Origin of the sequence: Bradyrhizobium japonicum USDA 6 (assembly GCF_000284375.1) — a bacterium.
GTDB classification, from domain to species: domain Bacteria; phylum Pseudomonadota; class Alphaproteobacteria; order Rhizobiales; family Xanthobacteraceae; genus Bradyrhizobium; species Bradyrhizobium japonicum.
On the sequence record NC_017249.1, the window covers coordinates 6165017 to 6178821 of the forward strand.

The 13805-nt window shown below is 65.6% G+C and carries 16 protein-coding genes; 8 read left to right on the plus strand and 8 right to left on the minus strand.

Annotation, left to right across the window (positions count from 1 at the left end):
* Positions 1 to 19 precede the first annotated feature (19 nt).
* Positions 20 to 1429 (plus strand): aldehyde dehydrogenase family protein, encoded by a 1410-nt coding sequence (locus tag BJ6T_RS29305; RefSeq protein ID WP_014496167.1) that lies wholly within the window; start codon positions 20 to 22, stop codon positions 1427 to 1429.
* 185 nt (positions 1430 to 1614) lie between these two features.
* A complete protein-coding gene (locus tag BJ6T_RS29310; RefSeq protein WP_014496168.1) occupies positions 1615 to 2058 on the plus strand; it encodes a DUF2478 domain-containing protein in 444 nt (147 codons plus the stop codon).
* A 4-nt stretch (positions 2059 to 2062) separates the two neighbouring features.
* Here BJ6T_RS29310 and BJ6T_RS29315 read toward each other — a convergent pair whose 3' ends face one another.
* Positions 2063 to 2629, minus strand: a complete 567-nt coding sequence (locus BJ6T_RS29315) for a hypothetical protein (RefSeq protein ID WP_014496169.1) — start codon at positions 2627 to 2629, stop codon at positions 2063 to 2065.
* Between the two features lie 160 nt (positions 2630 to 2789).
* Here BJ6T_RS29315 and BJ6T_RS29320 point away from each other — a divergent pair, with 160 nt between their 5' ends.
* Both BJ6T_RS29320 and BJ6T_RS29325 read left to right on the plus strand, forming a co-directional pair.
* Complete coding sequence (locus tag BJ6T_RS29320; RefSeq protein ID WP_014496170.1) at positions 2790 to 3728, plus strand: LysR family transcriptional regulator; 939 nt, start codon at positions 2790 to 2792, stop codon at positions 3726 to 3728.
* A 103-nt stretch (positions 3729 to 3831) separates the two neighbouring features.
* A complete protein-coding gene (locus BJ6T_RS29325; RefSeq protein WP_043900257.1) occupies positions 3832 to 4800 on the plus strand; it encodes a helix-turn-helix domain-containing protein in 969 nt (322 codons plus the stop codon).
* A 16-nt stretch (positions 4801 to 4816) separates the two neighbouring features.
* Here BJ6T_RS29325 and BJ6T_RS29330 read toward each other — a convergent pair whose 3' ends face one another.
* From BJ6T_RS29330 to BJ6T_RS29350, 5 genes are all read right to left on the minus strand, one after another.
* Positions 4817 to 5401 (minus strand): TIGR00645 family protein, encoded by a 585-nt coding sequence (locus tag BJ6T_RS29330; protein ID WP_014496172.1) that lies wholly within the window; start codon positions 5399 to 5401, stop codon positions 4817 to 4819.
* A gap of 34 nt (positions 5402 to 5435) precedes the next feature.
* Positions 5436 to 6071 (minus strand): TerC family protein, encoded by a 636-nt coding sequence (locus BJ6T_RS29335; protein ID WP_014496173.1) that lies wholly within the window; start codon positions 6069 to 6071, stop codon positions 5436 to 5438.
* Positions 6068 to 6430 carry a hypothetical protein gene (locus tag BJ6T_RS29340; protein ID WP_014496174.1) on the minus strand — a complete coding sequence of 121 codons (363 nt, stop codon included), beginning with the start codon at positions 6428 to 6430 and terminating at the stop codon, positions 6068 to 6070. The genes BJ6T_RS29335 and BJ6T_RS29340 overlap by 4 nt, the downstream gene beginning before the upstream one ends.
* A 2-nt stretch (positions 6431 to 6432) precedes the next feature.
* Positions 6433 to 6906 carry a TerB family tellurite resistance protein gene (locus BJ6T_RS29345; RefSeq protein WP_014496175.1) on the minus strand — a complete coding sequence of 158 codons (474 nt, stop codon included), beginning with the start codon at positions 6904 to 6906 and terminating at the stop codon, positions 6433 to 6435.
* 554 nt (positions 6907 to 7460) lie between these two features.
* Positions 7461 to 7841, minus strand: coding sequence for a nuclear transport factor 2 family protein (locus tag BJ6T_RS29350; RefSeq protein ID WP_014496176.1), 381 nt, complete (start codon positions 7839 to 7841; stop codon positions 7461 to 7463).
* A gap of 175 nt (positions 7842 to 8016) precedes the next feature.
* Between BJ6T_RS29350 and BJ6T_RS29355 the strand changes: the two genes are divergently transcribed.
* From BJ6T_RS29355 to BJ6T_RS29370, 4 genes are all read left to right on the plus strand, one after another.
* Entirely contained in the window at positions 8017 to 9774 is a 1758-nt protein-coding gene (locus BJ6T_RS29355; RefSeq protein WP_014496177.1) for an MOSC and FAD-binding oxidoreductase domain-containing protein, read from the plus strand.
* A gap of 64 nt (positions 9775 to 9838) precedes the next feature.
* Positions 9839 to 10435, plus strand: a complete 597-nt coding sequence (locus BJ6T_RS29360) for a redoxin domain-containing protein (protein WP_014496178.1) — start codon at positions 9839 to 9841, stop codon at positions 10433 to 10435.
* A gap of 51 nt (positions 10436 to 10486) precedes the next feature.
* Positions 10487 to 11977, plus strand: a complete 1491-nt coding sequence (gene pdxR, locus BJ6T_RS29365) for a MocR-like pyridoxine biosynthesis transcription factor PdxR (protein WP_039229468.1) — start codon at positions 10487 to 10489, stop codon at positions 11975 to 11977.
* Between the two features lie 74 nt (positions 11978 to 12051).
* Positions 12052 to 12681, plus strand: coding sequence for an FMN-binding negative transcriptional regulator (locus tag BJ6T_RS29370; protein WP_014496180.1), 630 nt, complete (start codon positions 12052 to 12054; stop codon positions 12679 to 12681).
* 1 nt (position 12682) lies between these two features.
* Here the strand turns inward: BJ6T_RS29370 and BJ6T_RS29375 are convergent, their stop codons facing one another.
* Positions 12683 to 13168, minus strand: a complete 486-nt coding sequence (locus BJ6T_RS29375; RefSeq protein WP_014496181.1) for a hypothetical protein — start codon at positions 13166 to 13168, stop codon at positions 12683 to 12685.
* The gene (locus BJ6T_RS29380; RefSeq protein ID WP_141378712.1) at positions 13165 to 13761 is read right to left on the minus strand and encodes a hypothetical protein; all 597 of its coding nucleotides are present in this window, start codon (positions 13759 to 13761) and stop codon (positions 13165 to 13167) included. Before BJ6T_RS29380 ends, BJ6T_RS29375 begins: the two co-directional genes overlap by 4 nt.
* Positions 13762 to 13805 lie beyond the last annotated feature (44 nt).

Here is a 13805-nt window from a genome sequence, read left to right on the forward strand (position 1 = left end):
GCAAGGGAGCGCAAAGCCAATGAGTGACTACAATCTTCTCATCGACGGCAAGATGGTGCCCGGCGACCAGACCATGCCGGTTCTCAATCCCGCGACCGAAGAGGTGCTGGCGCAATGTCCGCGTGCCTCGAAGGCGCAGCTTGATGCCGCCGTCGCCGCGGCGAAGGCCGCCTTCCCGGCCTGGGCCGCGACCCCGATGGCGGAGCGCCGCAAGCTCGTGAACAAGATGGCCGACGTCATCGAGGCCAATTCGGGCGAGCTCGCCCACATCCTCACCAGCGAGCAAGGCAAGCCGCTTGGCGACGCCACCGGCGAAGTTTTGGGGATGGCCGCGTTCTTCCGCTATCTCAGCTCGCTCGAATTGCCGATGAAGGTGATCGAGGATTCCGGTGACCGCAAGGTGGAGGCCTATCGCCGCCCGCTCGGCGTCGTCGGTGCCATCATTCCCTGGAACTATCCGCTGCTGATCCTCAGCTTCAAGCTGCCGTCTGCGCTGCTCGCCGGCAACACGCTGGTGGTGAAGCCGGCGCCGACCACGCCGCTCGCGACGCTGCGCTTCGCCGAGCTGATCAAGGACGTCCTGCCGAAGGGCGTTCTCAACTTCATCACCGACGCCAACGACCTCGGTGGCGAGATGACCAAGCATCCTGATATCCGCAAGATCTCGTTCACCGGCTCGTCCGCGACGGGACAGAAGGTGATGGCGAGCGCGGCGCAGACGCTTAAGCGCATCACGCTCGAACTCGGCGGCAACGACGCCGGTATCGTGCTCGATGATGTCGACCCGAAGAAGGTCGCACCCGGCATCTTCGAGGGTGCGTTCCAGAACTCCGGCCAGGTCTGCCTCGCCATCAAGCGGCTCTATGTCCACGAGTCCGTCTATGACGAGCTCTGCAACGAGCTGGTCGCGATCGCCAAGAGCACGGTGGTCGACGACGGCGCCAAGCAGGGCACCAAGCTCGGGCCGCTGCAGAACAAGATGCAGTACGAGAAGGTGAAGACGTTCCTCGAGGACGCTCGCAAGAACGGCAAGGTGGTCGCCGGCGGTTCGGCGATGGACCGTCCCGGCTATTTCATCGAGCCGACCATCGTGCGCGACATCCAGGAAGGCTCCAAGCTGGTCGACGAGGAGCAGTTCGGCCCCGTGCTGCCGCTGATCAAATATTCCGACAAGAACGACGCGATCCGCCGCGCCAACGCCACCACCTACGGCCTCGGCGCCTCGGTCTGGTCGTCCGACATCAAGCGCGCGCACGAGGTCGCAACGCAGCTCGAGTCCGGCACGGTCTGGATCAACAAGCACCTCGACATGGCCCCGCACATCCCGTTCGGCGGCGCCAAGCAGTCGGGCATCGGCACCGAATTCGCCGAGGAAGGTCTCGCTGAATTCACCCAGCTCCAGATCATCAACGGCCCGCCGGCGGCCTGATCGGAAAACCGGGGCCGCGGCGGAAGCGTCGCGGCCCCAATTCTCTGCCGTCAAACGGAGGCGGACCATGTTCGATGCGCAATGCGACCTCGCCGCCCTCGTCTACGAGGCGCATCAGGACCCCGATACGGTCCGGCGCAAGCTTCGCAGCGGATCTGAATGCGCGTGGCGTTCGCGTCGTCGGTATGGTTCAGGCCGGCCAATGCGCGGATTCGAGCCTGTCGGCGGTGCTGCTTCACAGCGGCGAGACGCTTCTGCTCGCGCAGGATTTCGATCCGGCCGCGCGCGGCTGCCGTCTCGATCTCGCGCGGCTGCAAAACGCTGGGATGCGGATCATGGACGCGCTTTCACCTGGCGCCGATCTCGTCATCATCAACCGCTTCGGCAAGCGCGAGCGCGACGGCAAGGGCCTGTCCCATCTGATCGAACGCGCGCTCGACGCCGACATTCCCGTGGTGATCGCGGTTGGCAGAGACCATTTCGCCGACTGGATCAAGTTCGCCGGCGGCATGAGCGTAAGGCTCGGCTGCGAGCGCGACGCGCTGGAGGCGTGGTGGCACGCCATCACGGCCGTAGATGCCCAACCCCGTAACGGATCGCATCTGACGGTTTGCGAGATTATCAAATAGCTGCTCAGACCACCGGCTCGTCCTTCAACACCGAGATCACCTGCTCGCCCTGCGCGGTCAGTCGGTAAGTCACCAGCGGACGGCTCGACGGCGGCTTGCGCGCGATCTCGACGATGTAGCCCCGCACCATCAGCGCTTCGAAACTGCCGTAATAGCCGAACATGCTGATCTGGTTCTGCTTGAGCAGCTTGAACTCGCGTAAGAGGCGGATCTCGTTGCCCGAGAGCAGCGACCGGCGCACGCGCTGGACGAACCGCGCGCGCTGCTCGAACCAGGCTTGATCAGGCAGTTCGTGCTGGGCCGGTGCCGGGTCGCGTTCGCAGGGACGCACATCCGGCGGAGTAGCGGCGGACACCGGCGGCATGGTGCCGATAACCGCATCCCTGGCACCGTCGAGCAACGCGATCGGCCAGCGCCGCTTGTTGTCCACCATCACAGGCGCCGGCACGACGTTGTCGCGCACCAACTGCTCGAACCGGCCGGCGGTCACGCCGACATAGGCAGCCGCGCGGCGGCGATCGACCAGGCGCGCGTCCCGCGCCACGGGCTCACAAACAATGCTCTCGTCCACCCCAAATCCCCTGGCGCCTCGTTGCGCAAGGCATGGTGGTCCCTGGCGGGACCAGCCAAGCCGGCGGCGAACCTAGGTGGGACAGGCGCGCTCGAAAAGCAGAGAATTTCGTACATGTTGATGCCGTTTCGGCAACGGCTATAGTCCAGTTGGGGGTCCCATGCGATTTCACTCACCGGCCATCCAGTACTTCCACGCCGTCCGTCGCACCGGTTCGATCCGGGCCGCTGCGCGCGCCCTCAACGTTGCCTCGTCGGCCGTCAGCCGCCAGATTCTCAAGCTGGAGCAAGAGGTTGGATCACCCTTGTTCGAGCGCAATGCGCGCGGCCTCACGCTGACGACGGTCGGCGAGATGCTGGCCCGACATGTCATGAACGTGCTCCAGGACCTCGACCGCTTCCGCTCGGACGTCGCGTCCCTCTCCGGCGCCTGGCATGGCACTGTCAGCATCGCCTGCATCGAGTCGCTCACAGAGTCGGTGTTGCCGGACCTGATCGCCTCGCATCGCGGCCGGGCCCGACGCGTCAGCTTCGCCACCGAGGTGAAGGGATCGTCGGACGTGCTGGAGGCCCTCAGCCGCGGCGAGGCCGACATCGGCATCGCCATGGCGCTCCGCCATCCGCCGGACCTGCGCCAGGTCGCATTGAAACGATTTCGCCTCGGCGCGGTGGTCGCGCGCGAGCATCCGCTGGCGCGCCGCAAGACGGTCACGTTGGCCCAATGCCTCGCCTTCCCCGTCATCCACGCACTGCCGGAACTGTCGATCTATCATTTGCTCCAGCCGCTGATCGCTCAGCTCTCGGAGACGCCGGAGCCGGCGATCCAGGCCAACTCGATCGACCTGATGCGCGAGCTCGCCGCACGCGGCGTCGGCGTCGCGTTCCAGACGCAGCTCGGCATCGGCCGACTGTCGCGCGACAGCCAGCTCGTGTTCCTGCCGCTCGATAATGCTGGCAGCCCGGTCTGGTCGGACCTCGGCATCTATGTCCGCGCCGAGCGCACCCTGCCCGCCTACACCGAGTCATTTCTTCAGGAGCTGGTGCGCGAGCTCGGCGAGCGCGAGCGACGGGAGAACGCCGCCTATTCGCAAGTCGTGTGATGAAGTCTGGCAGTAGTTTCCCGGAATATGGCCGACGGTCGGGCCTCTGATACGCTTCTGCGGCTTCAACCCGCTCAGCCCCGACATGCCCTGGGTTCCCGAAATGCCGGTCCGTCGGCTAAAACCATCGCGCGTCCTCGGCATCGAGCGCTTCTCGGACTTCGGCGAATTTCGCGCCAACGAGGTGCTCGGTCTCGGCACCAGCACGCCGCTCCGTCCGCGGGAATTCTCGCTGTCTCGCGCCATCCTGCCGCTCCGCGACGGGCTCTTCGTGCTCCAGCGCTCCTTTGCACGGCGGTATGAGGCCGAGATCGGCACGGACAAAGGCGTCGGCCTCGTTGTTCCCCTCACCTTTCACTCCATCGCCAATGGCCGCGAGGTCGATAGTTCGACGATCGCCGTCATGCGCGGCAAAACCCCCGTCAGGGCGATCGAGCATCATCCCAACACTTACCTGATGCTGCGCTTCAACTCGGACATGCGCCATCGCGGCTGGGCGGATTTCGACCCCCGCCTCGCCTACGTCCGCACGCAGGACGATCCGATGGCGCGCCTGCGCGCGGCTATCGTGGAGATGTTCTCGCTGGCGTCGGCATGCAACGATCCCCGGCAGTTCGAGGCGCTCTACCGCCCGGTCCAGGAAACGCTGCTCGCCGGCCTCGACGTCACCCTGCTGCCGGCAGGCGCACGCACCGCCCGCCCCGGTTCATTCGACAAGCACCGCAAGCTGATCGCGCATCTCGACGACGTCGTTGCGCTGTTCGGCAGCAAGCCGCTCTACAGCGACGACCTCGCCGCCGCGCTCGGCGTGTCCGTGCGCACCCTCCAGGTCGCGACGCACGCTGTGCACGGCGTGAGCCTGCACCACTATCTGCGCCTCAAACGGTTGTGGGCCGTTCGCGTCCAGCTCATGACGGGGGGCGATGGCTTGACCGTCAAGGCCGCCGCGCTCGGCAACGGCTTCTGGCACCTGGGCGACTTCTCAAGGAGCTACAGACTGGTCTTCGGCGAAGCGCCGTCCGAGACGCTGGCGCGCGGACGGCGTCCGTTGCATCTGGCCATCGGCGCCTGAGAGAGCGGACCGCTCCTCAGGCGTGACCGTTCTCCTTGCGGTGCCCGCTCTCGCTGAGACGGTCGACCCAGGCGATACCGATCGCGGAAATGATGAAGGTCAGGTGGATCAGCACCTGCCACATCACGCCGGACTCGGTGAAATTGCTGCGCGTGGTGCCGAGATTGCCGGCCTCGATGAAGGTCCTGAGCAGCGAGATCGAGGAAATGCCGATGATCGCCATCGCGAGCTTGATCTTCAGCACGCTGGCATTGACGTGGCTCAGCCATTCCGGCTCGTCCGGATGGCCGTTCAGGTTCAGCCGCGAGACGAAGGTCTCGTAGCCGCCGACGATCACCATGACCAGCAGGTTCGAGATCATGACGACGTCGATCAGTCCGAGCACGACCAGCATGATCTGCTGCTCGCTGGCGTCGAACGAGTGCGCGACCAGGTGCCAGAGCTCTTTCAGGAACAGCAGCACATAGACGCCCTGCGCGACGATGAGGCCGACATAGAGCGGCACCTGCAGCCAACGCGAGCCAAAGATGAGTTGGGCGAATGGGCCGATTTTCGGTCGCGGCCCGGCGTGCGCCGAAGGTGCTTTGCGTTCAGACGTCATGGATCACTCCGGATTGCAGGCAGGACTTGTCGCCTCAGAGACTCGCGATGACGGGCGCGAGCTCGAGCGAACCGCGATAGATCATCTCGAAGGCGACGTAAACGATGATGGCGAGACCGACATAGGCGATCCAGCGCTGCTTCTGCAACATCCGGCCGAGCAGATCGGCGGCGACGCCCATCATCGCGACCGACAGCAACAGTCCGAACGCGAGGATGTAGGGATGCTCGCGCGCGGCGCCTGCGACCGCGAGCACGTTGTCGAGCGACATCGAGACGTCGGCGGCGACGATCTGCAACGCCGCCTGCCCGAAGGTCTTGCGCGACGCCGGTGCGCTGCCCGCGCCGCCACCATGGCTCAACGAGAGCTCGGTATGCGCGGCCTGCTCGCGCAGTTCGCGCCACATCTTCCAGCACACCCACAGCAGCAGCACGCCGCCGGCGAGCAACAGACCGATCACCTGCAGGAGCTGGGTCGCGACGCCGGCAAAGACGATGCGCAAGGCGGTGGCGGCGACGATGCCGACTACGATGGCGCGGCGGCGCTGCTCGGCCGGCAGGCCGGCGGCGGCAAGGCCGATGACGACGGCGTTGTCGCCGGCGAGCACGAGGTCGATCAGGATGACCTGGAGCAGCGCGGTCAGCGCGTCGGCAGTGATGAATTCAGTCATGATTGATCATTTTTCGATGCAGACGGATCGAGCCATTGCGGCTTCTTCCGCTCGACCCAATCCAGGACCTTGGAGCGCGAGGCGCGCAACGCCGGGACGTCTTCGGCGAGCAGTGCGAGGCCGAGCGGCAGCATCCAGACTCCGAGCACCGGCAGGAAGGAGAGCACGCCGCCAATGATGAGCAACGCGCCCGAAGGGATCCTCACCCAGCGGCTGGACGGTTTGAGCAGATAGGCGACGGTATCGCCCATACGCGGCGGCAGGCGACGGACGAGCTTGTCGAGACGCGGGTCGCCACCGGCCATCTGGCCGGTGGTGACCACGTTTCCTGTCGTACGCTCGTCCGATGCTGCACTCATGCTCACTCCTGCGCGGCGGCGCGCCGTTCAGTGTCTGCGCTGCCCGGCGCCACCGGCTTTGCGCGCGGCAGCACCAGCGTCAGCAGGCGCAACAGCTTGATCGCCTGCACCTCATGGGGGTCCACGTCCTCGTCGGCAGCCGCGACGCGCTCCGACAGTTCCATCAAATGGGCCGACAGCGGCAGGTCCGAGACCGGACGCAACGTGTCGATCACCACATTGGCAAAGTCGGGCTCCTCGAGTCGTTCCGCCAGTTCGTCGAATATCGCAAACAGCCGGTCGTCACTGATGTGAGGCGCCAGTCCGCGATCCCTGATGAAGCGGATCACCTCGTCGCGCTCGACCGGCGAAACGCGCCGGTCTGCGACCGCGACGAGCGCGCCGGCAATGACCAACGCGACCGCGGCCTGCTCGTTCAGCCTGGACGGTTCGGTGATCTCGATCTCGGTCGGATTGGAATTGGCGGCGTCGGACATCGTAGCTCCCTTACGTTGCGAAATGACCGCGCGGAGCTGCGATGGGGACGATTGGTCGGAGGAAACAGAGAAGGCCCGACGATCGGCCGATCCATCGCATTCGCGCGGGACAGGTCATCCGACATCGCGAGGTTTTGCCGACGTGGTCGGCGTCCTCGCCAGAGGGGCCCGGATTCTTGTTCGCTCCAGACATAAAGATGGGTGGGCCGGAATCAAGGCGAACGGAGTGCGACCAGCCGCCGCATCGGGTTCCGTGTTGCTGAATCTGGTTAAGCAATAGTGCACGTCTCTCCGTGTCCCGGACGCGCTGCAACGCCCTTCGCGTTGCCGCGCAGAACCGGCACCCAGAAGGCCACGCATTCCGCCGCGATATGGGCCCCGGCTCAGCAGCGCACCGCAGAAGAGGCGCTGCGCTGCGTCCGGGGCACGAGAGCACCGTTTGGCGCGCAACTTAGTCAACATCGTCATTGCGAGCGCAGCGAAGCAATCCAGACTGCCACCGCGGAAAGACTCTGGATTGCTTCGCTGCGCTCGCAATGACGGAGGATGCCGACCTACCCCACCCGCTCCACCAGATGCGCGCGCGACGGTGCGGGATCGAACTTCTCGCCGAAATATTGCGTCTCGTGCGCCACAAGTCCTTCGCGAAACTCCATGATGCTCACGACATAGGACGGCACGCCGTCATAGGTCAGCACGAACTCGCTCACCCAGAGATCGCCGCCGCCGACGATCCGGCGGACCGTGAAGCGCTTCTTGTTGGGCTGCACGAACCGGCTTTCCTGAATCGTCCTGCGGCCGCGGATGCGCTCGCCGGACTGCGGATAGTCGAGCACGGCGTCCTCGCGGTAGATGTCATGCTCGGCCTCGAAATCATTCGCGTCCGACGCATCCCAATGGCGCTGAAGGGCCGCCAGTATCGCCTGATCATCCATCGCGATCTCCCGTCTTGCGGTGTCTGCTCCCCAGATCGAGGCGCAGACAGCCGGCGACAAGACCGGCTAGCAACGTCTAACAACGACTAACGGGCCAAAAATCCGACATGGATGCAGATTGGCATTGCAGCGACCTGGAATCCGCCAGAGCCGCGCCCTCATGCCGGGGAACCCCATGGCCCGTTTGCTCTCCCTCAATGTCGGCCTGCCGCGCGACATCGCGTGGCAAGGCAGGACCGTGCATACCGGAATCTGGAAGGCACCCGTCAGTGGTCCGCGCAGGGTGCGCCGGCTCAACATCGACGGCGATGGCCAGGGCGATACCGCCGGTCATGGCGGCGAGCAGCGCGCCGTCTACGTCTACCAGGAGGACTCCTATCAATACTGGCAGGAGCACCTCGGTCGAGCGAACCTCGTCCACGGTCAATTCGGCGAGAATTTCACCGTCGAGGGCCTCGCCGACAGGGACGTCTGCATTGGAGACCGTTACAAAATCGGCTCTGCCCTGTTCGAGGTGACGCAGCCGCGCGTCACCTGCTACCGGCTCGGCATTCGCATGGAAGAGCCGGACATGGCCGCGCTGCTCGTCAGGCACGGCCGGCCCGGCTTCTATTTTCGGGTGATCGAGGAAGGCGACGTCGAGGCCGGCGACGAGATCGTCCGGGTCGCTGACGGCCCCGAACGCATGAGCGTGTCCGAGATCAATGCGCTGCTCTATCTGCCGCCCCACCCGCGCGACCGCCTGGAGCGCGCGCTGAAAATTCCCGCGCTGAGCGGCGGCTGGCGTCATTCCTTCGAGGCGCTGCTCGAGCAGCAGCGCAAGGCCACGACAGCGGGAAACGCCGGGCTCGGCCCGGCGACGAGCCCGCCTCCGGCCTGGCGCGGCTTCCGGCCGTTTCGCGTGGCGCGCAAAATCGCTGAAAGCGGTAACGTGACGTCGCTGATCCTCGAACCCGCGGACGGACATCCCGTCGCCGCCGCCCTGCCCGGGCAGTTCGTCATCGTGCGGCTCGGCGCCTCCGCTGCGCCGGCGATGACGCGCAGCTATTCGCTGTCGAGCCGCTCCGATGCCGCGCCTTGGCGCATCAGCATCAAAAGGGAAGCCCACGGCGCGGCGAGCCAGTATATCGCCGACGAGGTCAAGATTGGCGACGCCGTGCAGATCGGCGCGCCGCGCGGAAGTTTCACGCTGCGGCAAGATGCGCGGCCCGTCGTCTTGCTGAGTGCCGGTATCGGCGTGACGCCGGTGCTTGCGATGCTGCACGCGCTCGCCGCGGAAGCATCGACGCGAGAGGTCTGGTGGCTGCACGGCGCCCGCAACGGTCGCGAACATGCGTTCGCCGCCGAGGTGCGCGGGCTGCTGGCAGGGCTGGCTCACCATCACAGCCATGTCTGCTACAGCGCGCCCGATCCGGGCGATCGCATCAATGTGGATTTTGACACGACCGGACATCTGGACCTCCGGGTGCTTCAAACCCTCGGCGTCCCATCAGACGGCGATTTCTATCTGTGCGGGCCGGCACCGTTCATGACCGATCTCTCGCGCGGGCTTGCCGCATTCGGCGTCGCACCGGATCGCGTTCACACCGAGATGTTCGGCGCCGGACCATCCCTGACACCCGGCATAGCGGCCTCCCCGCAGAAGCGGGCGCACTTGCCGGCCGGTGCAACCGGCCCGGGCCCGATGGTCTCGTTCGCCCGCAGCGGCCTCAATGTCTGCTGGGGACCATCATACGCCAGCCTGCTCGAACTGGCCGAAGCCTGCGACGTTCCCGTGCGCTGGTCGTGCCGCACCGGGGTCTGCCACAACTGCGAGAGCGGGCTCGTGGCCGGATCTGTCAGCTACGCGCCGGACCCACTCGACGCACCGGCGGACGGCAATGTCCTGATCTGCTGTTCACGGCCCCAGGGCGATGTCGTGATCGATCTGTGAGTGTCGGCACCCACGCCGGACATGCGAGAAGACATGCGAGAGTTCGAAGACATGGGAGAGTTCAATGCGACCTGACATGATGCCGGGAGTAACCTTCCCCGATTACGAGCTCAGCGACCACACCGGCAAGCATCGAAAGCTCTCCGAGCTCCAAGGTGGCGATCCGATGGTGCTCGTTCTCGGCCGCGGCGGCTTCTGCCCGAAGGACCGCCGCCAGGCCGAAGGCCTGCTGCAACTCCATCGCGAGATGGAGGTCGGCTATTGCCGGCTGGTCACGATCACCACCGACAACATCACCCAGACCAGCGAATATCGCAGCGGCGTCGGCGCGCACTGGCCTTTCCTGTCGGATTCCCGGCGGATCGTTCAGAAGGATCTCGACATCGCCGAATACACCGATCCCGTCCACAATCCGATGATCCCGCACGTCATCGTGCTGGAGCCCGGCCTGCGCGTTCACAAGATCTATAACGGCTACTGGTTCTTCGGACGCCCGACCGTCGAAGAGCTGCGCCAGGATCTCCGGGCCGTCAGCATGAATTGCCGTCCGGACTGGGACATCACCGCGCCCGGGCTGAAGGCCCTCTGGGATCAGGGCCGCAAAGAGCATTTTTACCCCTACGGCAAGGCTTACGTCGAAACTCTCGGCGAACGGGATTAGAACCACATTCCGGCATCGTCCGTTCGGACGAATGCCGACCCAGGAATGTGGATGATCCAGATGAAGACGATTCCCGGCGATCGCGCCGGCCGCATGGGCGCGCGCCAGATCTACGAAGCCCTGAGGGATCAGATTCTGGCGCGGGTCTACGGCATCGACGGCCTGCTGCCGTCGTCGCGGGCGCTTGCCGGGGAGATGGGCGTGGCGCGCTCGACCGTGACGGTCGCCTATGAACAGCTCGCCGCCGAAGGTTTCATCGAGACACGCCATGGCGCGCGGCCGCGCGTCGCCCGCGCCGTCGTCGAGCGCGGACGCGCGCGCGCCGCATCGCGGCCCTCGGCGCGCAAGCCGCTTCTGTCCGCCTTCGGCGAGCGGCTGCGGTCGGACCCGCCGCGCTGGACCGAGCCGCCGCGCGGGCTCATCGCCAACTTCCGCTATGGCGAGCTCTCGCCGTCGGATTTCCCGGTGCTGGCATGGAAGAAGGCCGTGACGGCTGCGATGGCCCGCAAGCCCGAGCGGCTGGCCTATGACGACCCCTGCGGCGCGCTGCGGCTGCGGACCGCGCTTCAGGGCTATCTGTGGCGATCGCGCAGCGTCCGCTGCGAGGTCGATCAGATCGTTGTCGTGAACGGCTCGCAGCAGGGCCTCGACATCTGCGCGCGCCTCCTGCTCGACGCCGGCGACCGTTTCGTGATGGAGGATCCCGGCTACCAGATGGCGCGGCACACGCTCGCCGCGACGGGCGCCGAGACGGTGCCGATCCCCGTTGACGCGGACGGACTGGAGACAGCGCGGCTCGACGGCATCGAGGCCCGGCTCGCCTATGTGACGCCGTCGCATCAATATCCACTCGGCGGCGTCATGCCGATCGGACGCCGGCACCAATTGCTCGCCTGGGCACGCAAGCACGACGCCTACGTGATCGAGGACGATTACGACAGCGAGTATCGCTACGACACCAGGCCGATCCCGCCGCTGCATGCGCTGGAGGGCAGCGACAACGTGATCTATCTCGGCACCGTCTCCAAGACGCTCTCCCCGACCCTGCGGATCGGCTACCTGGTCGTGCCCGCCGGGCTGCGATCCCTGTTCGCCGCCGCCAAGCAGATCATGGACCGGCACACGCCGCTGATCGAACAGCACGCGCTCGCTTCGATGCTCGAAAGCGGCGCCTATGACAGCCACGTCAGGCGCGTGCGCCGGCGCAACGCCGAGCGTCAGCAGGCACTGATCGGTGCGTTGCGCCGCCGGTTCGGAGATCGTGTCCGGATCGAGGGCACGGCGGCGGGCCTGCACGTGGTGGCGTGGCTAGACGATCTGCCTCGGAAGCGCGAGGATGCAGTGATCCGGGCGGCGCGCGCGAAAGGCGTCGGCATCTATCCCGTTTCTGCGTTGTTGGTCGGCCCAAGCCGGACGCCAAGCCGGACGCCGAGCCGGACGCGGAAGACCGTCGGTCTCGTCATGGGCTATTCGGCGCTGGAGATCGCGCAGATCGAGAGAGGCTGCAAGCTTCTCGCGCAGGCCGCCGCCGAACTGGACTGACGAAATCATGTAAAACTGGTCGTTTCATACAGGCCAGATTCCGGCTATCTCCGCATCAAGAACGGAGACACGCCATGTACATCCCGCCCGCCTTCAAGGACGACGACATCGAGAGCATCCGCGCGACCATCCGCGGCGCCCGGCTCGCCAGCCTCGTGACGGCGACCAGCGAAGGCCCGGTCGCCACGTCCCTGCCGCTCTTCCTCGACGAGAGCGAAGGCGAGCACGGCGTGCTCTATGGGCATGTCGCCCGGGCCAACCCGCAATGGAAGCTGCCGCCGATCGGCGATGCGCTCGCCATCTTCAACGGCCCCGACGCCTATGTGACGCCATCCTGGTACGCGACCAAGCAGGAGACCGGCAAGGTGGTGCCGACCTGGAATTACGTCGCCGTGCACGTCTACGGCCCGGTCGAATTCTTCCAGGAGCCGGAGCGCCTGCTCGAGGCCGTGACGCGGCTGACCAAGAAGCACGAAGGCGCGCGCGCCAAGCCGTGGGCGGTCAGTGACGCGCCCGCGGACTTCATCGCCGCGCAGTTGCGCGGGATCGTCGGCGTGCGCATCCCCGTGGTGCGGTTCGAAGGCAAGCGCAAGATGAGCCAGAACCGGCCCGAGGCCGATCGGGTCGGCGTCGCGCAGGGTCTCGCCGCAAGCGAGAACCACGGCGATCGCGAGGTCGCGGCGCTGATCCCGCTGCCAACCTGAGTCAGCTTGCGCAGGAATGCGCGACGACGCGCTCGCCCCTCACAACGGCTTCCGCCAGTTTGCGCCCGACGTCACCGAAATCGGACAGGGCAAGATAGCCTTGCGCGTAGGCTTCCTGCGTCAGGCGTTCGAAGCGCTTGTCGTCTCCGGTCGACCATTGCTTGGCAATGTAGTCTGCCCCGGCTTTCCCGAAAATCTTGGGGTAGTGTTCCATGTCGTTCTGACGACGATAATAGTAGTAGTCGATATGGGCGACGAATTGCTTCCGTCCCTCTCCCGCGCAACGCGATCCATAAGGGCGCTCGAACGCCAGAGCGGTCTCGCGGCGCAAGCCTGCGCGACCGTCCACGAAGATCGCTTCGTTGGAGCCATAACCCGGACCATCGACCGGTGCTGCTGGTTGCGGGGCTGTCTTCTGCGGAGCGAATGCCCAGGCGGCGACCTGCCAGATGACAAGCGCCCAGACGATGAACCAGGCGCGGCTCATTTGAAGCGCGCCGACGCCTGCTGCCGTGGCAGGCATACCGGAGACGGATCAAACAACATACCAGGCCCGGTGAACCAGAGAACGACGTCGCGGATATCCTCCGGGAAGTCTTCCTTGACGATGCCCTTTTGTTTGAACGCCTCGGCCAGCTGCGCCTTGACGCGAACGTCCAGCGGCGTGGAATACGCGGCGTTCGCCCGATCGCGCTTCTCTTCGCTGCAGAACATGCCCATTCTCGGATTTGGGCAGTCGTAGATCTTCACCCAGCCCCGCGCATAGGCCTCCGTAGCCGCCCTCAGGTTCGTCTTCATGGTGTCGTCGCACGGCGACATCGCGTAAGCGGTGCTTGCCTGCAGTGCGTCCATCCGCAGTGCGTCTTGCTTCGGGTCCTTGTCGCTTTGCAGGGTGTGCTCCGCTTCCCAATCCTTCCGCTGCCTGGCCTTTGAATGCTCATCGCCGAACGAGGAACTGAGCGTGGGCCTCAATTCACCGACCAGCGAAACGTGCGACACCGGAAATCCGCGAATCGCCCAGGAGACGCCCACGAACGTGGAGACGAACGCCATGCAGGTGAAAAGAACAAATCGGCTCATGATGCGACTCAAAATTCGCGCGCAACCTAACCGTGTCGGCGTTA

What these genes read in the sequence shown, in the direction of transcription:
- BJ6T_RS29355 (WP_014496177.1), top strand. Translation starts at nt 8,017, where the DNA reads ATGGCCCGTTTGCTCTCCCTCAATGTCGGCCTGCCGCGCGACATCGCG.
- BJ6T_RS29305 (WP_014496167.1), top strand. Translation starts at nt 20, where the DNA reads ATGAGTGACTACAATCTTCTCATCGACGGCAAGATGGTGCCCGGCGAC.
- BJ6T_RS29350 (WP_014496176.1), bottom strand. Translation starts at nt 7,841, where the DNA reads ATGGATGATCAGGCGATACTGGCGGCCCTTCAGCGCCATTGGGATGCG.
- BJ6T_RS29370 (WP_014496180.1), top strand. Translation starts at nt 12,052, where the DNA reads ATGTACATCCCGCCCGCCTTCAAGGACGACGACATCGAGAGCATCCGC.
- pdxR (WP_039229468.1), top strand. Translation starts at nt 10,487, where the DNA reads ATGATCCAGATGAAGACGATTCCCGGCGATCGCGCCGGCCGCATGGGC.
- BJ6T_RS29335 (WP_014496173.1), bottom strand. Translation starts at nt 6,071, where the DNA reads ATGACTGAATTCATCACTGCCGACGCGCTGACCGCGCTGCTCCAGGTC.
- BJ6T_RS29310 (WP_014496168.1), top strand. Translation starts at nt 1,615, where the DNA reads ATGGTTCAGGCCGGCCAATGCGCGGATTCGAGCCTGTCGGCGGTGCTG.
- BJ6T_RS29330 (WP_014496172.1), bottom strand. Translation starts at nt 5,401, where the DNA reads ATGACGTCTGAACGCAAAGCACCTTCGGCGCACGCCGGGCCGCGACCG.
- BJ6T_RS29380 (WP_141378712.1), bottom strand. Translation starts at nt 13,761, where the DNA reads ATGAGCCGATTTGTTCTTTTCACCTGCATGGCGTTCGTCTCCACGTTC.
- BJ6T_RS29320 (WP_014496170.1), top strand. Translation starts at nt 2,790, where the DNA reads ATGCGATTTCACTCACCGGCCATCCAGTACTTCCACGCCGTCCGTCGC.
- BJ6T_RS29360 (WP_014496178.1), top strand. Translation starts at nt 9,839, where the DNA reads ATGCGACCTGACATGATGCCGGGAGTAACCTTCCCCGATTACGAGCTC.
- BJ6T_RS29375 (WP_014496181.1), bottom strand. Translation starts at nt 13,168, where the DNA reads ATGAGCCGCGCCTGGTTCATCGTCTGGGCGCTTGTCATCTGGCAGGTC.
- BJ6T_RS29325 (WP_043900257.1), top strand. Translation starts at nt 3,832, where the DNA reads ATGCCGGTCCGTCGGCTAAAACCATCGCGCGTCCTCGGCATCGAGCGC.
- BJ6T_RS29340 (WP_014496174.1), bottom strand. Translation starts at nt 6,430, where the DNA reads ATGAGTGCAGCATCGGACGAGCGTACGACAGGAAACGTGGTCACCACC.
- BJ6T_RS29345 (WP_014496175.1), bottom strand. Translation starts at nt 6,906, where the DNA reads ATGTCCGACGCCGCCAATTCCAATCCGACCGAGATCGAGATCACCGAA.